Below are 18,930 nucleotides of genomic sequence, written 5' to 3'. Positions count from 1 at the left end.
GTTCGTGATCGACTGCTTCTCACGCGCGATCGTCGGCTGGCAGGCCGCGACCACGAAGACGACGCCGTTGGTGACCACGGCGCTGCGGATGGGCCTGTGGCGGCGCGACCGAGCCGGCCGCCCGGCGCTCGACGGACTGGTCCATCACAGCGATGCCGGGTCTCAATTCACGTCCGTGAGCTTCGCCGAGACGCTCGCCCTGGAGGGCATCGCTGCGTCGATCGGCTCGATCGGCGACGCGTATGACAATGCCCTCGCCGAGTCGACGATCGGGCTGTTCAAGACCGAAGCGATTCGCGACGACTCGCCCTTCCGGACCGGTCCGCTCAAGCAGCTGGAGGACGTCGAATGGGTCACCGCTGAATGGGTCGACTGGTACAACGCCAGGCGCCTGCATTCCACCCTCGGCGACGTCCCTCCCGAGGAGTTCGAGGCCGCGTACTACGCTGACCTCGAAACGCCATCACACCCGGTGCTGGCACCCGCATAGGAGCGGCAGAGAACCGGGGACGGTTCACCGAGCTTGATCCGGGCGAGCATTCGCGCGAAGTCCGGTCGCTTCTTGTCGAGGTAGGCGGACGTGTCGTTGTCCAAGAAAACGTCGGGTTCGGCAACGTCCAGGCCCAGCCGGGCGCACAGCGAGAGGCAGTCGTCTCGCTGTCGCTCGACCCCGGCCTCCTCCCCGGTGCGGTCCTCGCTGATCCTCAGATAGACCAGCACCTGCTCCGTAATCGTCCCGGTGCTGCTCGTTGTTGCCCTAGAGAGCATGACGACCGCCCCGATCGGAGCCCTGCCTCAAGGACACATCGAAGGGGCATCGCGCCAGTGCGCGAAGCACCTCCTTCGAGGACCGATCGACTGCCAGGCGGGTTGCCTGCAGCGTCGCTGCGACGACTAGGTTGTTCTCGCGGCAGTAACGCTCGATGGCTCGTCGCTGTGCTGTTGCATCCCCGCCAACGGCTCGCGCGCGGGCCACCCGCACGTACGCCACGACGTTCTTCTTGCGTTCGACATCCATGCCGATCACCTCCACTGACTAGGTGCGTCAGATACACCAAGTGGAGAAGACCACGCTGCTCGAGGCGATCGCCGCGGTCGTCGCTGCCGAGCCGGCGCCCGCGCCCGTCGCTGAGGTCACGCACCGCATCCGGGAGACCGCGATGCTGCCGCAGCGCATCCGCTTCGACGACGAGGACGCGACGCTCGTCGATGCCGTGCGCGAGACGGCGCCCGGCCGCTCGCCGCAGGATGTGCGGGCGCAGCTGGCCCGGTTCCTGTTCCGCGGCGCGCGCGCCGACCAGCGCGCGCGCGAGCTCTCGGGCGGAGAGCGGTTCCGGCTCGCGCTCGCCCGGCTGCTGCTCGCCGACCCGGCGCCGCAGCTGCTGCTGCTCGACGAGCCGACGAACTCGCTCGACCTCGACTCGACCGACCGGCTCGTCGAGGCGCTCGCCGCCCACCGCGGGGCGCTCATCGTCGCGAGCCACGACGAGGCCTTCCTCGAGCGGCTCGGCCTCACGCGCCGCTGGTCGATCGCCGACGGACGGCTGCTCGACCGCCCCGTCGACGCCGCCGGCGCGGCGCGGCGGTAGCGTGGGCGCTCGACGGCAGCAGGAGGCACACGATGCACACCGATCAGGGAGCGCTCGACGAGGCGGTGGCGAAGGGCTCGTTCACGGGCGTCGCGACGATCGACGTCGGCGACGAGCGCACGCTCGAGCTCGTCGCGGGTCACCTGCACCGCGCGCTCGGCGTGCCGATGCGTGCCGACGCGCGCATCGCGATCGCGAGCGGCGGCAAGGGCTTCACGGCGCTCGCGATCATGCGGCTCGTCGAGCGGGGCGAGCTGCGGCTCGATCAGCCCGTGCGCGAGCTGCTCGGCGACGACCTCCCGCTCATCGACGAGCGCGTGACGATCGAGCAGCTGCTCGGTCATGCCTCCGGCATCGGCGACTACCTCGACGAGGACTCCGACTGGGAGCCGGCCGACTACGTGCTGACGGTGCCCGCGCACTCGCTCACGACCGCCGAGGCGTTCCTGCCGATGCTCGACGGCCAGCCGCAGAAGTTCGCGCCCGGCGAGCGCTTCGCCTACTGCAACGGCGGCTACATGGTGCTCGCGATCGTGCTCGAGCGCGTCACGGGCGAGACCTACCACGACGCCGTGCGCCGACTCGTGCTCGAGCCGGCGGGGCTCGAGCGCACGGGCTTCCCGCCGCTCAACGCGCTGCCCGCCGACGCGGCGCGCGGCTACATCGACGACGAGGGCGACCTCGTCAACACCCTGCACCTGCCGATCCTCGGCAACGGCGACGGCGGCATCTTCACGACCGCCGACGACCTGCACCGCTTCTGGCTCGCGCTGCTCGACGGGCGGATCGTCGCCCGCGCGACCGTCGACGAGATGATCCGCCCGCGCCACGACGTGCCGGAGGAGGAGAAGCGCTACGGGCTCGGCTTCTGGCTCCACGGCACGCACGACGCGCTCATCCTCGAGGGCTGGGACGCGGGCGCCTCCTTCCGCTCGACGCACCTCGTCGCCGCCCGGACGACGGTGAGCGTGCTCGGCAACAGCTCCGAGGGCGGCTGGCGCCTCATCGGCGCGCTCGGCGACGCGGTCGACGCCGAGCTGGGCGGAGCACTCGGCGACCGCTGACCGGCGTTCTCGACGACGGGCGGTCGCAGCGCTGCTTCCCCCGGCGCGTGCGCTGTCGGCGCAACCGCGCCCCGGTCCGCGCGGAGCGGCGAGAGTACCCTGGAGGGGATGTCCCCCACGATCCGCCCCCGCCGGCTGCGGCAGAGCGCTCCCATGCGCCGCCTCATGGCCGAGACCCGCATCCACCCCGCGCAGCTCGTGCTGCCGATGTTCGTCGCTGAGGGGCTGACCGAGCCGCGGCCGATCGGCTCGATGCCCGGCCAGGTGCAGCACACGCTCGACTCGGCCGCGCAGGAGGTCGAGCGCGCGGTCGAGGCGGGCGTCGGCGGCATCATGCTCTTCGGCGTGCCGCAGGAGAAGGATGCGGTGGGCTCGGGCGCGACCGAGCCCGACGGCATCCTGAACCGCGCGACCGCCTTCCTCGCCGAGCGCTTCGGCGACGCGACCGTCGTGCAGACCGACCTGTGCCTCGACGAGTTCACCGACCACGGCCACTGCGGCGTGCTCGCGGCCGACGGCTCGGTCGACAACGACGCGACGCTCGAGCGCTACGCGGCGATGGCGATCGCCCAGGCGGAGGCCGGCTCGCAGATCCTCGGCCTCAGCGGCATGATGGACGGCCAGGTCGAGCGCGTGCGCGCGGCGCTCGACGACGCGGGCCACGTCGACACGGCGATCCTCGCCTACTCGGCGAAGTACGCGACCGCCCTCTACGGGCCGTTCCGCGAGGCCGTCGACTCGAGCCTGACGGGCGACCGCAAGACCTACCAGCAGGACCCGGCGAACCGCCGCGAGGGCCTCCGCGAGGCGCTGCTCGACATCGCCGAGGGCGCCGACATCGTGATGGTGAAGCCCGCGAGCCTCTACCTCGACGTGCTCGCCGACGTCGCCGCCGCATCCGACGTGCCCGTGTGGGCCTACCAGGTGTCGGGGGAGTACGCGATGGTCGAGGCCGCCGCCGCGAACGGCTGGATCGACCGCGACCGCATGATCGCCGAGAGCCTCACGAGCATCGTGCGCGCGGGCGCCGACGTCGTGCTGACCTACTGGGCGATCGAGCAGGCGCAGCTGCTCGGCACGATGGGGCTCGGATCGACGGGGGCACGCTCATGAGCACGAACGCCGAGCTGTTCGAGCGGGCGAAGCTCGCCATCCCCGGCGGCGTCAACAGTCCCGTGCGGGCCTTCGGCTCGGTCGGCGGCACGCCCTCGTTCCTCGTGCGCGCGCACGGCGCCTACGTGACGGATGCCGAGGGTCGCGACCTCGTCGACCTCGTCGCGAGCTGGGGCCCCGCGATCCTCGGCCACGCGCACCCCGAGGTGATCGAGGCGGTGCAGGACGCCGCGAGCCACGGCCTCTCGTTCGGCGCCTCGACGCCCGCCGAGGCGCTGCTCGCGGAGGAGGTCGAGCGCCGCGTCGGCCCGGTCGAGCGGCTCCGGCTCGTCTCGACCGGCACCGAGGCGACGATGACGGCCATCCGCATCGCGCGCGGCGCGACGGGCCGCGACCTGCTCGTGAAGTTCGACGGGCACTACCACGGCCACTCCGACGGCCTGCTCGTCGCGGCGGGCTCCGGCCTCGCGACGCTCGCGATGCCCGGCTCCGCCGGCATCCCGGAGGCCGTCGCGGCGACGACGCTCGTCGTGCCCTACAACGACCGCGACGCGATCGAGGCGGTCTTCGCCGAGCACGGCGACCGCATCGCCGCGGTGATCGTCGAGGCCGCGGCCGCCAACATGGGCGTCGTCGAGCCCGACGGCGACTTCAACGGCTTCCTCGCCCGCACGGCGCACGCGCACGGCGCGCTGCTCATCAGCGACGAGGTGCTCACGGGCTTCCGCGTCGACGCCGCCGGCATGTGGGGCATCGAGCGCTGGAGCGGCGACGAGGCGCCCGACCTGCTCACCTTCGGCAAGGTCATCGGCGGCGGCATGCCGCTCGCCGCGGTGGGCGGCCGCCGCGACCTCATGGAGCTGCTCGCGCCGCTCGGCCCCGTCTACCAGGCGGGCACCCTCTCGGGGAACCCGGTCGCGGTCGCGGCGGGCCTCACGACCCTGCGGCTCGCGACCGACGACGTCTACCGGCGGCTCGACGCCGCCGCCGACACCATCACGGCGGCGCTAGCCGACGCGCTGCGGGCCGAGGGCGTCGCCCACTCGATCAGCCGGGTCGGCAGCCTCTTCTCGGTCGCGTTCGCCGAGACGGCGCCGCGCAGCTTCGACGAGGTGCGGCAGCAGGAGGCGTTCCGCTACCCGCCGTTCTTCCACGCGATGCGCGACGCGGGCGTGAGCCTGCCGCCGAGCGTGTTCGAGGCGTGGTTCGTCACCGCGGCGCACGGCGACGAGCCGCTCGCGCGCATCGTCGAGGCGCTCCCCGCCGCCGCGAGGGCGGCAGCCGCCGCGACGATCGCCTAGCGCCCGCTCTGCGCTCCGCAGAGTGCCGGAACTCTGCGATTCCGCACCCCGCTGGGCGCAGAGTGCCGGAACTCTGCGATTCCGCGCCCCGCTGAGCGCAGAGTGCCGGAACTCTGCGCTCGCGAGGGTGGTGGGCTGCGCGCGGGTTGACTACGGTGTGCGCATGGCGAAGGCGTCGGCGTGCCCCGAGTGCGGCACCGCCATGCGCGAGATCGTCTGGGGCTACGGCACGATCGCCGACGTGGCCGACGCGGGCGACGTCGTGATCGGCGGATGCGTCGTCGACGTCGACGAGGACGGCCGCGTCGCCGCGCTCCAGTGCCCCAAGTGCGGCACGCGCACCGACGCCGCGGGCCTGCGGCTCGAGCGGCCCGAGCCCGCCGGCCCGGCCGAGCACCCGCTCGCCGTCAGCTTCAGCAGTCCGCCGCCGGAGCCGTGGGAGGTCACCGTGCCGCAGTCCGATGCAGCGCAGCAGCGCGAGCCGCAAGAGCCGTTCGGCGAGGCAGGCCAGGCCTTCGCCGTGCCCTCGTCGGCGCCGTTCGTCGACGAGGACTTCGGCGGCGCCCCGCCGGCGGCGGGCTGGCGCGAGCGCGTCGAGCCCTACTCGTCGCATGACGGCCCCGTGCCCGCCGGCTCCGCGCCCGCGCCGGAGCGCGTGGCGCCGTACGCGTCGCGCGAGGACGCGCTGCCCGAGCCGGGCGGCCGGATGCCCGACCACGTCACGCCGTACGCGTCGCGCGAGGATCCCGTGCCCGCCGCATCCGCCCCCGCGCCCGACCGCGTCGACCCGTACGCCTCGCGGGAGGACGAGCCGCCGCAGAGCCCCGCCGGCTGGCGCGAGCGCATCGACCCCTACTCCGCCTAGACCCCGGCCGGCTCGGCCGCCGAGGCCTCAGAAGAGCCGCGCGTGCCCCGAGTCGATGCCGCGCATCTCGTCGTAGTCGAGCACGACGCAGCGGATCCCGCGGTCCTCGGCGAGCGTCCTCGCCTGCGGCTTGATCTCCTGCGCCGCGAACACGCCCGTGACGGGCGCGATGCGCGGGTCGCGGTTGAGCAGCTCGAGGTAGCGCGTGAGCTGCTCGACGCCGTCGATCTCGCCGCGCCGCTTGATCTCGACCGCGACGGTCGCGCCCTCGGCGTCGCGCGCGAGGATGTCGACCGGCCCGATCGGGGTCATGTACTCGCGCCGCCACAGCTCGAAGCCATCGCCGAGCCGCTCGATCTGCTCGGCGAGCAGCACCTGCAGGTGCGCCTCGACGCCGTCCTTCACGAGCCCGGGATCCACGCCCAGCTCGTGCGACGCATCCGAGAGCACCTCGTGCACCGACACGATGAGCGAGTCGCCGGTCTTCCGGTGCGTGACCGTCCACACCTCGGTGATGCCCGCCGCGCGCTGCTCGTCGTCGGGCTCGGATGCGGTGAACACGGCGGGCGGGCTCATCCAGTTGAGCGGCTTGTACGAGCCGCCGTCGGAGTGGACGAGGATCGAGCCGTCGGCCTTGAGCATGAGCACGCGCGGCGCGAGCGGCAAGTGGGCCGAGAGCCGGCCGGCGTAGTCGACGGAGCAGCGGGCGACGACGATCCTCATCGGGACTCCTCGGGGGTCGGGGTGCGCTCGCGAGCCACGTGGCTCGTGAGCAGCGAGAGCAGCACGAAGACGAGCACGGCGAGCATCGCGAGGCGGAGGCCCACGAGGTCGCCGAGCAGGCCGAGCAGCGGCGGCCCGGCGAGGAAGGCGATGTAGCCGATCGCAGAGACGGTGCCGACGCGCGCGGCGGCGAGGCGCGGCTCGTCGGCGGCGGCGCTCATGCCGACGGGGAAGCCGAGGCTCGCGCCGACGCCCCACAGCAGCACTCCGACGACCACGAGCGCCGGCTGGTCGGCGAAGATGACGAGCAGCAGGCCGATCGCGGCGAGGGCGGCCGTGCCGCGCAGCACCGGCACGCGGCCGAAGCGCTCGAGCAGCATGACGCCGAGCAGCCGGCCGCCCGTCATGGCGGTGAGGAAGAGCGCGAGCATGATCGCGCCGCCCTCGTTCGAGAAGCCGTGGCCGTCGACCATCGTGAGCGCGAGCCAGTCGTTCGCCGAGCCCTCGGTGAGCGACATCCCGAGCACGAGCAGGCCCAGCATGAGCGTGCGCGGGTCCTTCCAGACCGCGAGCCGCTCGCGGAGCGTCACGGGCTCCTCGTGCTCGGCGACCGTGTCGGCGGGGAGGTAGCGGTAGATCGTGATGCCGAGCGCGGCGGTGAGGAGCGCGACGCCCGTCGCCTGCCACCCGACGCCGATGCCGAGCGCTTCGCACAGCGCGCCGAGGCCCGCGCCCGCGACGGTGCCGAAGGAGAAGAAGGCGTGGAAGATCGGCATGATCGGCTTGCCCAGCGCGCGCTCGTTCGCGGCGCCCGAGATGTTCATCGCGACGTCGGTCATGCCGGTGAGGCTGCCGCCGAGGATGAACCCGCCGACGACGAGCCAGGCGATGCCCGCGTCGGCGGCCCAGCCGGCGGTCGAGAGCCCCACCGAGACGGCGATCATGCCGATCGAGACGACGAGCCGCGTGCCGAGGGCATGGATGACGTGGCTCGCGATGAGCAGGCCGGTCACGGAGCCGATCGAGATGCCGAGCAGCAGCATGCCCATCTCGCCGGTCGAGACGTCGAGCATGTCGCGCACGTGCGGCACTCGCGCCATCCAGCTCGCGTAGCCGAACCCCATCGCGAAGAAGGCGGCGAAGACGGCGTTGCGCCAGGCGGTCACGGAGTGCACTCGCCCCATTCTGCCGTGCCGGGCCCGGGGCACGGCAGCCCGTGACGGTCGCGCCCCGGGGGAGTAGCGTCGGCGGCGTGCCGGGGCCGGTGATCGAGACGCAGGGGCTCGAGAAGCGATTCGGGCGCGTGCGCGCGCTCGACGGGCTCGACCTCGTCGTCGAGCAGGGGCAGGTGCACGGCTTCCTGGGCCCGAACGGCGCCGGCAAGTCGACGGCGATCCGGGTGCTGCTCGGGATGCTGCGTGCGACGGGCGGCGAGGCGAGCGTCTTCGGCATGCACCCGTGGCGCGACGCAGTCGCGATCCACCGGCGCGTGGCGACCGTGCCGGGCGACGTGACGCTCTGGCCCGGCCTCACGGGCGGTGAGGCGATCGACACCCTCACGCGCCTCCGCGGCCACCGGGCCCCCGCCTCCGACCGCGCCCGGCTCATCGAGGCCTTCGACCTCGACCCGCGCCGGCGCGCGAAGGCCTACTCGAAGGGCAACCGCCAGAAGGTCGCGCTCATCGCAGCCTTCGCGAGCGAGGCCGACCTCTACATCCTCGACGAGCCGACGAGCGGGCTCGACCCGCTCATGGAGAGCGTCTTCCAGGCCGAGATCCGCCGGGTCGCCCAGCGCGGCGCGACCGTGCTGCTCTCGAGCCACATCCTGAGCGAGGTCGAGCGCCTGTGCGACGTCGTCTCGATCATCCGCGACGGGCGGATCGTCGAGAGCGGTTCGCTCGACCAGCTGCGGCACCTCCGGCACGCGGTCGTCGCCTACCGCGGTCCCGCGCCCATCGGCGTGCCGATCGTCGACGTCGCCGTCGACGGCGAGCGCGTGCGCGGCTCGGTCGCGCCGGACGACGTGCCCGCGGTGCTCCGCTGGCTCGGAGAGCGGGAGGCACAGGCCGTCACCCTCACGCCGCCGAGCCTCGAGGAGCTCTTCCTGCGCCACTACGGCGACGCGGAGCGCGTCGATCGCGCGCGCTCGGAGCGCGCGAAGGGGGAGCGGCACGGCGAGGAGCTGCTCGCGCCCGACGTCGAGGCGCTCGCCGAGCCGGAGGAGCTGACCGGCCCGATCGCCTCGACGGGCGTCCTGCCGTCGGCGGGGCCGGAGCCTGCCGCGCGCCGCCGCGGTCGACACGCGGAGTGAGGCGGTGGACGGCACCCGCTTGCTCCTCGCCGCGGCACTGCGCCGCGACCGGCTGAGCCTCGCCCTCTGGGTGATCGGGGTCGCCGGGCTCTGGGCCGCGGTCGTCGGCGGTGTCGGAGCGGCGTTCGACGAGGAGTCCCGGCGCGGGCTCGTCGCGCTGCTCGCGGCGCAGCCGGCGCTCCTGCTGCTGCGCGGTGCGCCCGCCGGCATCGGCCTCGGCGCGGTCATGTTCGTCTCGACCTTCGCCTACCTCGCCGTGATGGTCGGCCTCATGATGACCTCCTTCGCCGTGCGGCACTCGCGCGGCGACGAGGACGCCGGCCGGGCTGAGCTCGTGCGCGGCACGGCGGTCGGCCGGTGGGCGCCGCTCGCGGCGACCCTGCTCGCGGGCGCCGTCGAGCTCGCCGTCGTGTGCGGCGCGACCGCGGCCGTCTCGATCGCGCTCGGCCTCGACGCGACGGGCTCGCTCCTCATGGCGGCGGCGCTCGCGGGCGTCGGGGCGCTCGCGCTGCTCGTCGGGCTGCTCGCCGCGCAAGCCCTGCCGACGTCGCGCGCGGCGAACGGCGCCGCCGCGATCGTCGTCGGCGCGTGGTTCCTCGTGCGCGGGATCGGGGATGCGCTCGGCGAGCCGAGCGCGGACCTCACGCGGGTCGAGGCGGCCTGGCCCGTGTGGCTCTCGCCGATCGGCTGGGGCGCCCAGGCGCATCCGTTCGCCGACCCGCCGTGGTCGCCGGATGCCACGCCGCTCCTGCTGCTGCCCGCCGCCGCGCTCGTGCTCGGCGCGCTCGTCGTGCTGCTCGAGTCGCGCCGCGAGCTCGGCGGGTCGCTCCTGCCCGAGCGCGGCGGGCGCGCAGCGGGTGGCGCCATCCTCGGCACCGCGCCCGGCGGCGCTCCGCTCGGGCTCACCGCGCGGCTGCTCTTCGGCGCAGGGCTCGCCTGGGTGCTCGTCGCCGCCGCGGTCGGCGCGATCGCGGGCCGGCTCGCGCCCGTCGTCGCGAGCGCGCTCGCCGACAATCCGGGGCTGTCCCGCATCGTCTCGACGCTCGGCGCGGAGGGCGACGACACCGAGGGCGTCTTCCTCAGCGCGCTCGCCGCGTTCATCGGCCTCATGGCGAGCGCCGCCGCGATGCAGGCGGCGCTGCGGCTCCGCCACGAGGAGCTCGCGCACGGCGAGCTCGTGCTCGCCGCCGCGGTGCGCCGCACCGGTTGGCTCGCGAGCCACCTGCTCGTCGGCGCCGTCGCCGGGCTCGCGACTCTCGCCTCCTTCACCGCCGTCGCCGGAGCCTCGCTCAGCGCGGCGGGCGACGACCGCTGGGGCCAGCTCGTCGCGATCGCCGGCGCCCACGTGCCGCTCGTCGCCGTCTACCTCGCCGTCGGCGCGGCGATCGTCGCCTTCGTGCCGGCGGCGGTCGCGTGGCTCGGCTGGGTGCTGCTCGTCGGCCTCATGCTCGCGGGCGACTTCGCGCCGCTCTTCGGCGAGCCATGGGAGTGGATCGAGGTCCTGAGCCCCTTCCACTGGATCGCGAACCCGCTCGCCGCGGAGCCCGACTGGACGGGCTCCCGGTGGCTCGCCGCCATCGCGGCGGCGCTCCTCGCCGCGGCCGCGCTGCGCTTCTCGCGCCGCGACGCGGTCGTCTGACCGGGCGGATGCGTCAGCGCCGGCCCGTGCGGATCCACGCGTCGGAGCGCGCCCGCAGTCCGAGCGTCGTCGCTCGCGCGCCGAGGTAGCCGAACGAGAACGCCGCCCAGATGACGGCGAGCGCATCGACGCCCGGCAGGAGCGCGAGCAGCAGGAGCGGCAGGTAGACGGCGAGGTTCAGCACGCCCGTGAGCGCGAGGTAGCGCGCATCGCCCGCGCCGATGAGCACGCCGTCGAGCACGAAGACGAAGCCCGCGATCGGCTGCGCGAGCGCGAGCAGCACGAGCGCGATCGGCAGCGCTTCGAGCACCGCGGGGTCGGAGGTGAAGACCCCACCGAGCACCCACGCGACCGCGAGCAGGAGGGCGCCCACGACGCATCCGAACCCCACGCCCCACGCCTGCAGCCGCCGCGTGACCGCGCGGGCCTCGGCGACGTCGCCCGCGCCGAGCGCCTTGCCGAGCATCGCCTGCCCGGCGATCGCCAGCGCGTCGAGCGCGAACGCGAGCGTCGAGAAGAGCGTGAAGGCGATCTGCGTCGCGGCGAGCGTCGCGGTGCCCGCTTGCGTCGCGACGACCGTCGTGGCGAGCAGTGCCGCCCGCAGCGAGAGGGTGCGGAGGAAGAGCCAGCCGCCCGTCGAGGCCGTGCGGCCGAGGTCGCCCCAGTGGATGCCGAGCGGCACGCCCTCCCGGCGCGCCTCCCGCACCGCGAACCACAGGAAGAACGCCGCCATGCCCCACTGCGCGATGACGGTGCCGAGCGCGGCGCCCGCGACGCCGAGCCCGGCGCCGTAGATGAGCAGCGCGTTGAGCGCGGCGTTCGCGGCGAAGCCGATGGTGGCGACGACGAGCGGCGTGCGGGTGTCCTGCAGGCCGCGCATGAGCCCCGTCGCGGCGAGCACGATGAGCATCGCGGGCAGCCCGAGGATCGAGATGCCGAGGTAGACCGCCGCGTGCTCGGTGACGGCGGATGCGGCTCCGAAGAGCCCGACGACCGGCCCCGCGAGCGGCGTGGCCGCGACGAGCACCGCGCCCGCGACGATCGCGAGCCAGATGCCGTCGATGCCCGCGCGGATCGCGGCGGGCCGGTCGCCGGCGCCGACGAGCCGTGCGACCGCGGGTGTCGTGCCGTAGGCGAGGAAGATGAGCAGGCCCACGGCGGTCGAGAGCACCGCCGCGCCGATGCCGACGCCCGCGAGCTGCTCGGCGCCGAGGTGCCCGACGAGCGCCGTGTCGACGAGCAAGAACGCGGGCTCGGCCATGAGGGCGCCGAGCGCGGGGACCGCGAGCCGCAGGATCTCCCGATCGAGCGCATCCGCCTTCACCCGCACCCGTCCACGCTAGCGAGCCTGTGCCTCGCCGCTCTTCGACAGCAAGGCATCATGCGTGGTGACGATATGCTGTCACCATGCGGACGACGGTGACCCTCGACCCTGATACCGAGTCGCTCGTGCGCCGGTTGATGGCGGAGCGCGGCGTCTCGTTCAAGCGCGCGCTCAACGATGCGATCCGCGCCGGAGCGCAGCAGGGCAGCGCCCCGCCGTTCGAGACGCGCGCTCGATCGATGGGGAGGCCGGCGATCGATCTCGATCGAGCGCTGCAGCTCGCGGCGGAGGACGAGGACGCCGAGCTGATCCGCCGGATGCGGGCGGGCCAATGAGGAACGTCCAGTGAGGAGCGGCGGGTGAGGATCGTCGACGCGAACGTGCTGCTGTACGCGGTGAACGCCGACGCCCCGCACCACGAGGCATCCAAGCGCTGGCTCGATCGCGCCCTGGGCGGCGGCGACACGGTCGGCCTCTCGTGGGTCGCACTGCTCGCGTTCGTGCGGCTCGCGACGAAGGAGGGCCTCTTCCCGCAGCCGCTCACGATCGACGACGCGATGGAGCAGGTCGACGAGTGGCTGGCTGCGCCCGGTGGTCGTGCGGTCGCGCCCGGCCCCGAGCATGCGCGAGCCCTGCTGCGGGCGCTGCGCGGAGTCGGCCGCGGCGGCAACCTCGTCAACGATGCGCACCTCGTGGCGCTTGCGCTCGAGCATCGCGCCGACATCGTCTCGTACGACAACGACTTCTCCCGCTTCGAGGGAGTCAAGTGGCGGACGCCGGAGCAGTTGCTGCGCTGAGCGCCGGGCGTCGAGCGCGCCAATAGGCTGGGGCGCATGACGACCCTGCCCTCTGGCCTGCCCGTCGACGACTTCAACGACGAGGTCCGGCCGCAGGACGACCTGTTCATGCACGTCCACTCGCGCTGGCTCGAGCGCACCGAGATCCCGGCCGACAAGGCCCGCTGGGGCTCGTTCGCGGTGCTCGCCGAGGAGGCGGAGGCCGCGGTGCGCGAGATCGTGATCGAGATGCAGGACGCCGAGCCGGGCACCGACGCCCGCAAGGTCGGCGACCTCTACGCCTCCTTCCTCGACGAGCAGGCCGCTGACGCGAAGGGCATCGAGCCCATCCGGCCGCTGCTCGAGCGCGCGGAGGCCGTCTCGAGCATCGACGAGCTGCTCGCGCTGCTCGGCGAGCTCGAGTCGATCGGCGGCCCGGGGTTCACGGGCGTGTGGGTCGACACCGACCCGGGCGACCCCACGCGCTACCTCGTGCACATGAACCAGGGCGGCCTCGGCATGCCCGACGAGTCGTACTACCGCGAGGAGTCCTTCGCCGAGGTGCGCGAGGCCTACCTCGCCCACCTGACGACGATGTTCGGCCACCTCGGCGCTGCCCAGGCCGACGCCGACGCGGCCGCCGTCTTCGCGCTCGAGACCGAGCTCGCATCCCACCACTGGGACCGCGTCGCGTCCCGCGACGACGAGAAGACCTACAACCTGCAGCGCCCGGTCGAGCGCTACGAGCGCCTGCGGCCATGGCTGCGGGCCGTCCACGCGCCCGACGGCGCGTTCGAGGAGGCGGTCGTGCGGCAGCCGAGCTTCTTCGAGGGGCTCGAGTCGATGCTCGTCGACGAGCGGCTGCCGGAGTGGCGCACGTGGCTGCGCATGGGCATCCTGCGCTCGTTCGCGAGCTACCTGACGACCGAGATCTCGAAGGACCAGTTCGACTTCTACGGCCGCACGCTCACGGGTGCGCCCGAGCAGCGCGAGCGCTGGAAGCGCGGCGTCTCGCTCGTCGAGGGCCTGCTCGGCGACGCGGTCGGCAGGATCTACGTCGAGCGGCACTACCCGCCGGAGGCGAAGGCCGCGATGGACGTGCTCATCGAGCACCTCGTGATCGCCTACCGCGAGTCGATCGAGGGCCTCGAGTGGATGGGCGAGGACACGCGCCGCCGCGCGATCGAGAAGCTCGAGAAGTTCACGCCCAAGATCGGCTACCCGGCGAAGTGGCGCGACTACTCCGCGCTCGAGATCGGCGACGACCTCGTCGCGAACGTGCAGGCGGCGACGCGCTTCGAGCACGACCGCGAGCTCGCGAAGATCGGCAAGCCGATCGATCGCGACGAGTGGTTCATGAACCCGCAGACGGTCAACGCCTACTACAACCCGGGCTTCAACGAGATCGTCTTCCCCGCCGCGATCCTGCAGCCGCCGTTCTTCGACGCGGGGCGGGATGCGGCGGCGAACTACGGCGCGATCGGCGCGGTCATCGGGCACGAGATCGGGCACGGCTTCGACGACCAGGGCTCGAAGTACGACGGCGACGGCCGCTTGATCGACTGGTGGACGGACGACGACCGCAAGGCCTTCGAGCTGCGCACCGGCTCGCTCATCGCGCAGTACGACGCGCTCGAGCCCGTCGCGGCGCCAGGCCACAAGGTGAACGGCGCGCTCACGATCGGCGAGAACATCGGCGACCTCGGCGGCCTCGGCATCGCCTGGCGCGCCTACCTCCACTCGCTCGCGGGCGAGGAGCCACCCGTCATCGACGGGCTCACGGGTGCGCAGCGCTTCTTCCTCTCGTGGGCGCAGGCGTGGCAGATCAAGATCCGCCCGGAGGAGGCCGTGCGACTCGTGTCGATCGATCCGCACTCGCCGAACGAGCACCGCACGAACCAGGTGGTGAAGAACCTGGATGCGTTCGTCGAGGCCTTCGACGTGCAGCCCGGCGACGGCCTGTGGCTCGACCCGGAGGCCCGCGTCACCATCTGGTGAGCGGGCGGCGACGCGGGACTTCCTTCGCGTCGCCCGAGCGGAACCTGGGAGCGCGGACCCGGCGTTGCTGGGTATCGTGAACAGGCACGAGGCCAGCACGGCTGGCACCCCCCAACGGCAGGAGCGAACATGCGCGGCAGGATCCTTCTCGTCATCGGCTTCGGGGCCGGGTACGTGCTCGGCGCGAAGGCCGGTCGCCAGCGCTACGAGCAGATCGCCAGCGCGGCCGACAAGGTCTGGAACAACCCGACGGTCAAGAAGCAGCGCCACGAGGTGCAGCACCTGGTCGAGACGCAGGCGCCGAAGCTCGTCGAGCAGGCCAAGGGCGTCGCGGGCGACGCGATGAGCAAGGTCTCGAAGGGCGGCAAGGGCAAGGGCGGCCGCGGCAACGGCGGCACGACCGAGATCGCGCGCCCCGAGGACGTGTCATGACGCCGCGCAAGTCGCTCGGCGATCTCCTGGCGGAGACGCCGCAGATGATCGTCGACCTCGCCAAGGCGGAGGTGCGGCACCTCAAGGAGGAGCTCTCCGAGAAGGCGAAGGGCGTCGGGGTCGGCGGAGCGCTGCTCGCGGCGGCCGGCGTCGTGGCCATCTTCCTGTTCAGCTGGCTGCTCTACGCGGGCTACCAGGGCCTCAACGAGGCGTTCGCGCCGTGGCTCTCGGCGCTCATCGTCTCGGCCGTGCTGCTCGTGATCCTGGCGATCCTCGCGCTCGTGGGGATCCAGCTCATCAAGAAGAACAAGGACTTTGGCGACCTCCAGGCCGTCGACAGCATCAAGGACGACGTGAACATGGTGCGAGGCCTCGGGCACGCGGCCGACGGCACCGACCCGCTCGACGACCTGCCGACCGCGGCGCGGACGACGGGCGCGAGCGGAGCGACGAGGGTCGAGGGGGACGTGCGATGACCGAGCAGCGCGAGATCGATCGCCAGCGCGAGCAGCTGCGCCAGCACCTCAACGAGATCGAGGACCGGGTCAACCCCAAGAAGGTCGCCGACCGCGTCGTCGGCCGGGCGCAGGACTCCTACAACGAGGACCCGACGCCCTGGATCGCCGCGGCGGCAGGCGTCGCCGTGCTCATCGTCGGGGGCATCGCCCTGGCGATCTTCGGCCGCCGCTAGCGCGCTTCGCGATCCGGACCCCGTTTCGGGATCGGGAGCCGAGATCTCGGGTCCGCGCGCCGGGATCGGCTCCGCTTCAAGTCGCGCCGCTCGACGCCGGGCGCGGTCGCCGCAGGAGCGGGGGCAGCGTCAGGCGACGTGGGCCGCGGCGACTTCGCGCAGCTCGCGGCGCTCGACGTGCAGCGTCGAGAGGTCGATGCGCACGGCCGTCTCGGGCCGCATGCGGTTCCAGCCGTCGCCCGTGAGCCCGCTCGAGGTCACCGCGATCGCGCCGTCCTCCGAGCGCCGCCACGACAGCTGGTAGTAGTGGTCGACGTGGTCGACCGGCAGGTCGTCGCCGAGGCCCGACTCCTCGAAGAGCTCGAGCGGGATCGGCGCGCCCTGGTTCGCGTGCACCGCGATGAGCTCGTCCGGGCTCAGCACGAGCAGGTTGAGGGCCGACGTCGGGAACTCCTCCCGCAGCTGCGAGACCGTCGACGTCACGGCGTCGAAGAGCGGCACGCCGACGTCGACCTGCCGCAGGATGAGCGCGAAGACCACCGCGGTGTCGGTCTCGCCGCCCACCCGCTCGAGCTCCGCATCCGTCACCTTGGCCCGCAGCGGCGCGAAGGGCACGACCGAGCCGTTGTGCGCGAGCGCGATGTCGCCGACCCGGAACGGGTGCGTGTTCTGCACGCGGGTCGCGAAGCCCTCGGTCGCGAGCCGCAGGTGCGTGAGCCGAGCGCGCGAGGGCGTGTCGCCGAGCGCATCGGTGAGGTCGGGGTTGTCGAGCCCGCGACGCGCATCGCGGTAGCGGCGCACCTCGCCGCCGTCGAGCCACGCGGTGCCCCAGCCGTCGGTGTGCAGCCGCCCGAGGCGCTGCCACTCGTGGCAGCTCGCGTCGCCGAGCACGCTCTGCGTCGTGACAGGGGTGGGGGAGACGTGCGCGAGCAATCGGCACATGCGCATCCCCCTTCTTCCGTCGGCATCCATGATGGCGCACGCGAGCGCACGGTGTGCGGATGCGGCGTCACAGTGGGTAACAGCGCGTCGCGGCCCGCTGTTCCACGGCGTGGCGCATCAACAGCTGCCCGCGCGTGCAGGCCCGGTTGCGCCGCCGGTGCGGGAGGATGGAGGGATGGACGTCGAGCTGACCCCCGAGCAGCTGGCGATCTTCCGGCGCATCGAGGACGGCGACGGGCACCTGTTCATCACCGGCCGCGCGGGCACCGGCAAGTCGACCCTGCTGCGCCACCTCACCGAGCACTCGCGCAAGCAGATCATCGTGTGCGCGCCGACGGGCGTCGCGGCGCTCAACGTCGGCGGGCAGACGATCCACTCGCTCCTGAAGCTGCCGCTCGGCGTGATCGCGGATGCGCCCCTGCGGCAGCGCACCGAGCTCAAGCAGATGCTGAACTCGCTCGACCTGCTCGTGATCGACGAGATCTCGATGGTGAACGCCGACCTGATGGATGCGATCGACCGGTCGCTGCGGCAGGCTCGCGGTGTGCGCTCGGTGCCGTTCGGCGGGGTGCAGGTCGTCATGTTCGGCGATCCGTACCAGCTCGCGCCCGTGCCGGGGGACGCCGAGGAGCGCGCCTACTTCGCCGACCACTACGAATCGATGTGGTTCTTCGACGCCCGCGTGTGGTGCGAGGAGGCGGAGCTCGAGGTCGTCGAGCTCGTGCACATCCACCGCCAGACCGACCTCGAGTTCAAGATGGCGCTCAACGCGGTGCGGCACGGCACCGTCACCGCCGAGATCGCGCAGCTGCTCAACGACGCGGGCGCCCGCAAGCCCGCCGACGACGTGCTGACGCTCGCGAGCCGCAACGACACCGTCACGCGCATCAACGGCCGCGCGCTCGCGCAGCTGCCCGGGAAGTCGAAGACGGCTGTCGCGGAGGTCTCGGGGGACTACGGCGGCCGCCAGTACCCGGCCGACGTCGAGCTGCAGCTCAAGCTCGGCGCGCAGGTGATGTTCCTGCGCAACGACGCCGAGGGGCGATGGGTCAACGGATCGCTCGGCAAGGTCGTCGACATCGGCGGCACCGTGTGGGTCGAGGTCGACGGCGAGCAGCACGAGGTCGAGCCGGCGGTGTGGGAGCAGTACCGCTACTCCTACTCGCCGACGACGAAGGAGATCAAGCGCGACGTCGTCGCCGAGTTCACGCAGTTCCCGCTGCGGCTCGCATGGGCGGTCACGATCCACAAGGCGCAGGGCAAGACCTTCGACGAGGCGGTCGTCGACCTCGGCTCGCGCGCCTTCGCGCCCGGCCAGACCTACGTCGCGCTCTCGCGCCTGACCTCGCTCGAGGGCCTCTACCTCTCGCGGCCGCTGCGACCGGGCGACATCATCGTCGACCAGCGCGTGCGCCGGTTCATCCACGAGGTGCGCGCTCGCGACGCGGCTCGAGCGGCCGCGACCGACCTGCGCGAGGCCCCGGCCGCCGGTGCCGAGCCCGCCGAGACGGCGGCTGAGGAGGACGGCCGCGACCGCGCCGTGGTGGCGTTCGCGCCCGACGGGCCGCTGCCGTTCTAGCCCGGCTGCGGCGCCTCGGCGCCGGGGTCGAGGAGCGGCACCTCCGCGAGCCGGCGGAGGAACGCCGTCACCGTGCGGCGCTCGGCGCTCGACATCTCGCACGCGACCTGGAAGCGGCGCAGGTGGTAGCGCCCGACCGTCGAGTTCGCGGTCTGCTGCGTGCTCTCGGAGACGAAGAGCGAGAGCGCGCGGCGGTCGGTCGGGTGCGGCTCACGGCGGATGTGGCCGCCGCGCTCGAGCCGGTCGAGCATCTTCGTCACCGAGGGCCCCGTGATGCGCAGGTGCTCGGCGAGCATCGTCGACGTGACGATGCGCTGCTCGCGGGTCGTCGCCATGATGAAGCGGATCGCGCGCATGTCGTTCTCGCTCAGCTTCATGTAGCGCCGGCTCGCCTCGCTCTGCGCCTCGGATGCGCTGTGCCAGCCCCGCAGCGCGTCGAACAGGTCGATGACCTCTTCCACCTCGCCGTCGCTCAAGCCATACTCGGAGACCAACGACGAGGACACGTCGTAGCGGCGCGGATCGAGCATCTCGCGCTCGTGCGGACCCTCGTTCGGCGTCTGCGGCATGCGCTCATTCTATT

21 protein-coding genes are annotated in these 18,930 nt (G+C 73.0%); 15 read left to right on the top strand and 6 right to left on the bottom strand.

From position 1 onward, the window contains the following. Positions 1-490, top strand: a 490-nt coding sequence (locus L332_RS0114665) for an IS3 family transposase (protein ID WP_041203775.1), incomplete at its 5' end; no start/stop codon positions are given. Here L332_RS0114665 and L332_RS30955 read toward each other — a convergent pair. Beyond that, the gene (locus L332_RS30955; RefSeq protein WP_021009567.1) at positions 442-768 is read right to left on the bottom strand and encodes a recombinase family protein; all 327 of its coding nucleotides are present in this window, start codon (positions 766-768) and stop codon (positions 442-444) included. The genes L332_RS0114665 and L332_RS30955 overlap by 49 nt on opposite strands. Positions 769-1,058: 290 nt before the next feature. On the opposite strand from L332_RS30955, the gene L332_RS17690 reads away from it, so the two are divergent. From L332_RS17690 to L332_RS17670, 5 genes are all read left to right on the top strand, one after another. Beyond that, on the top strand, positions 1,059-1,589 hold the full coding sequence (locus L332_RS17690; protein WP_021009566.1) for an AAA family ATPase: 531 nt from the start codon (positions 1,059-1,061) through the stop codon (positions 1,587-1,589). Between the two features lie 32 nt (positions 1,590-1,621). Further along, a complete protein-coding gene (locus tag L332_RS17685) occupies positions 1,622-2,653 on the top strand; it encodes a serine hydrolase domain-containing protein (protein ID WP_021009565.1) in 1,032 nt (343 codons plus the stop codon). 108 nt (positions 2,654-2,761) lie between these two features. Then, positions 2,762-3,766, top strand: coding sequence for a porphobilinogen synthase (hemB, locus tag L332_RS17680; protein WP_021009564.1), 1,005 nt, complete (start codon positions 2,762-2,764; stop codon positions 3,764-3,766). Further along, entirely contained in the window at positions 3,763-5,067 is a 1,305-nt protein-coding gene (gene hemL / locus L332_RS17675; protein ID WP_021064866.1) for a glutamate-1-semialdehyde 2,1-aminomutase, read from the top strand. Before hemB ends, hemL begins: the two co-directional genes overlap by 4 nt. A gap of 163 nt (positions 5,068-5,230) precedes the next feature. Continuing rightward, on the top strand, positions 5,231-5,932 hold the full coding sequence (locus L332_RS17670) for a hypothetical protein (RefSeq protein ID WP_021009563.1): 702 nt from the start codon (positions 5,231-5,233) through the stop codon (positions 5,930-5,932). Between the two features lie 27 nt (positions 5,933-5,959). Here the strand turns inward: L332_RS17670 and nucS are convergent, their stop codons facing one another. Both nucS and L332_RS17660 read right to left on the bottom strand, forming a co-directional pair. Next, complete coding sequence (nucS, locus tag L332_RS17665; protein ID WP_021009562.1) at positions 5,960-6,655, bottom strand: endonuclease NucS; 696 nt, start codon at positions 6,653-6,655, stop codon at positions 5,960-5,962. Then, a complete protein-coding gene (locus tag L332_RS17660; RefSeq protein WP_021009561.1) occupies positions 6,652-7,830 on the bottom strand; it encodes an MFS transporter in 1,179 nt (392 codons plus the stop codon). The genes nucS and L332_RS17660 overlap by 4 nt, the downstream gene beginning before the upstream one ends. Positions 7,831-7,907: 77 nt before the next feature. Here L332_RS17660 and L332_RS0114660 point away from each other — a divergent pair, with 77 nt between their 5' ends. Then, positions 7,908-8,966, top strand: a complete 1,059-nt coding sequence (locus L332_RS0114660) for an ABC transporter ATP-binding protein (RefSeq protein WP_021064865.1) — start codon at positions 7,908-7,910, stop codon at positions 8,964-8,966. A 4-nt stretch (positions 8,967-8,970) separates the two neighbouring features. Beyond that, positions 8,971-10,605 (top strand): hypothetical protein, encoded by a 1,635-nt coding sequence (locus tag L332_RS17655; protein ID WP_021009559.1) that lies wholly within the window; start codon positions 8,971-8,973, stop codon positions 10,603-10,605. A gap of 13 nt (positions 10,606-10,618) precedes the next feature. Here the strand turns inward: L332_RS17655 and L332_RS17650 are convergent, their stop codons facing one another. After that, on the bottom strand, positions 10,619-11,935 hold the full coding sequence (locus tag L332_RS17650) for an MATE family efflux transporter (protein ID WP_021064864.1): 1,317 nt from the start codon (positions 11,933-11,935) through the stop codon (positions 10,619-10,621). Between the two features lie 77 nt (positions 11,936-12,012). Between L332_RS17650 and L332_RS17645 the strand changes: the two genes are divergently transcribed. The 6 genes from L332_RS17645 (at position 12,013) to L332_RS17625 (ending at position 15,826) form a co-directional block, all read left to right on the top strand. Then, complete coding sequence (locus L332_RS17645) at positions 12,013-12,264, top strand: hypothetical protein (RefSeq protein ID WP_021009557.1); 252 nt, start codon at positions 12,013-12,015, stop codon at positions 12,262-12,264. Positions 12,265-12,288: 24 nt separating this feature from the next. Then, positions 12,289-12,726 (top strand): type II toxin-antitoxin system VapC family toxin, encoded by a 438-nt coding sequence (locus L332_RS17640; RefSeq protein WP_021009556.1) that lies wholly within the window; start codon positions 12,289-12,291, stop codon positions 12,724-12,726. Positions 12,727-12,762: 36 nt separating this feature from the next. Then, on the top strand, positions 12,763-14,703 hold the full coding sequence (locus tag L332_RS17635; RefSeq protein WP_021009555.1) for a M13 family metallopeptidase: 1,941 nt from the start codon (positions 12,763-12,765) through the stop codon (positions 14,701-14,703). 129 nt (positions 14,704-14,832) lie between these two features. After that, entirely contained in the window at positions 14,833-15,135 is a 303-nt protein-coding gene (locus L332_RS17630; protein WP_021009554.1) for a hypothetical protein, read from the top strand. Further along, positions 15,132-15,611: a phage holin family protein gene (locus L332_RS0114650; RefSeq protein WP_021009553.1), complete on the top strand. Its 480-nt coding sequence runs from the start codon at positions 15,132-15,134 to the stop codon at positions 15,609-15,611. The genes L332_RS17630 and L332_RS0114650 overlap by 4 nt, the downstream gene beginning before the upstream one ends. Beyond that, a complete protein-coding gene (locus L332_RS17625; RefSeq protein WP_021009552.1) occupies positions 15,608-15,826 on the top strand; it encodes a DUF3618 domain-containing protein in 219 nt (72 codons plus the stop codon). Before L332_RS0114650 ends, L332_RS17625 begins: the two co-directional genes overlap by 4 nt. A 129-nt stretch (positions 15,827-15,955) precedes the next feature. Here L332_RS17625 and L332_RS17620 read toward each other — a convergent pair whose 3' ends face one another. Beyond that, positions 15,956-16,768 carry a class II glutamine amidotransferase gene (locus L332_RS17620; RefSeq protein WP_158316682.1) on the bottom strand — a complete coding sequence of 271 codons (813 nt, stop codon included), beginning with the start codon at positions 16,766-16,768 and terminating at the stop codon, positions 15,956-15,958. A gap of 175 nt (positions 16,769-16,943) precedes the next feature. Between L332_RS17620 and L332_RS17615 the strand changes: the two genes are divergently transcribed. Beyond that, complete coding sequence (locus L332_RS17615; RefSeq protein ID WP_021009550.1) at positions 16,944-18,347, top strand: ATP-dependent DNA helicase; 1,404 nt, start codon at positions 16,944-16,946, stop codon at positions 18,345-18,347. On the opposite strand, the gene L332_RS17610 is transcribed toward L332_RS17615, so the two are convergent. Further along, on the bottom strand, positions 18,344-18,916 hold the full coding sequence (locus L332_RS17610; protein WP_021009549.1) for a MarR family winged helix-turn-helix transcriptional regulator: 573 nt from the start codon (positions 18,914-18,916) through the stop codon (positions 18,344-18,346). The genes L332_RS17615 and L332_RS17610 overlap by 4 nt on opposite strands. Between the last annotated feature and the right edge of the window lie 14 nt (positions 18,917-18,930).

The sequence above is a fragment of the Agrococcus pavilionensis RW1 genome (assembly GCF_000400485.1).
Classification (GTDB): Bacteria; Actinomycetota; Actinomycetes; order Actinomycetales; family Microbacteriaceae; genus Agrococcus; species Agrococcus pavilionensis.
Note: the sequence above shows the minus strand (reverse complement) of the source record. Positions and strands in the feature narration are given on the sequence as shown.

Coding starts and splice junctions, on each gene's coding strand:
- L332_RS17615 (WP_021009550.1), top strand. CDS start 16,944: ATGGACGTCGAGCTGACCCCCGAGCAGCTGGCGATCTTCCGGCGCATC.
- L332_RS17630 (WP_021009554.1), top strand. CDS start 14,833: ATGCGCGGCAGGATCCTTCTCGTCATCGGCTTCGGGGCCGGGTACGTG.
- L332_RS0114650 (WP_021009553.1), top strand. CDS start 15,132: ATGACGCCGCGCAAGTCGCTCGGCGATCTCCTGGCGGAGACGCCGCAG.
- hemB (WP_021009564.1), top strand. CDS start 2,762: ATGTCCCCCACGATCCGCCCCCGCCGGCTGCGGCAGAGCGCTCCCATG.
- nucS (WP_021009562.1), bottom strand. CDS start 6,655: ATGAGGATCGTCGTCGCCCGCTGCTCCGTCGACTACGCCGGCCGGCTC.
- L332_RS17645 (WP_021009557.1), top strand. CDS start 12,013: ATGCGGACGACGGTGACCCTCGACCCTGATACCGAGTCGCTCGTGCGC.
- L332_RS17610 (WP_021009549.1), bottom strand. CDS start 18,916: ATGCCGCAGACGCCGAACGAGGGTCCGCACGAGCGCGAGATGCTCGAT.
- L332_RS17635 (WP_021009555.1), top strand. CDS start 12,763: ATGACGACCCTGCCCTCTGGCCTGCCCGTCGACGACTTCAACGACGAG.
- L332_RS17620 (WP_158316682.1), bottom strand. CDS start 16,768: ATGTGCCGATTGCTCGCGCACGTCTCCCCCACCCCTGTCACGACGCAG.
- L332_RS30955 (WP_021009567.1), bottom strand. CDS start 768: ATGCTCTCTAGGGCAACAACGAGCAGCACCGGGACGATTACGGAGCAG.
- hemL (WP_021064866.1), top strand. CDS start 3,763: ATGAGCACGAACGCCGAGCTGTTCGAGCGGGCGAAGCTCGCCATCCCC.
- L332_RS17625 (WP_021009552.1), top strand. CDS start 15,608: ATGACCGAGCAGCGCGAGATCGATCGCCAGCGCGAGCAGCTGCGCCAG.
- L332_RS17670 (WP_021009563.1), top strand. CDS start 5,231: ATGGCGAAGGCGTCGGCGTGCCCCGAGTGCGGCACCGCCATGCGCGAG.
- L332_RS17685 (WP_021009565.1), top strand. CDS start 1,622: ATGCACACCGATCAGGGAGCGCTCGACGAGGCGGTGGCGAAGGGCTCG.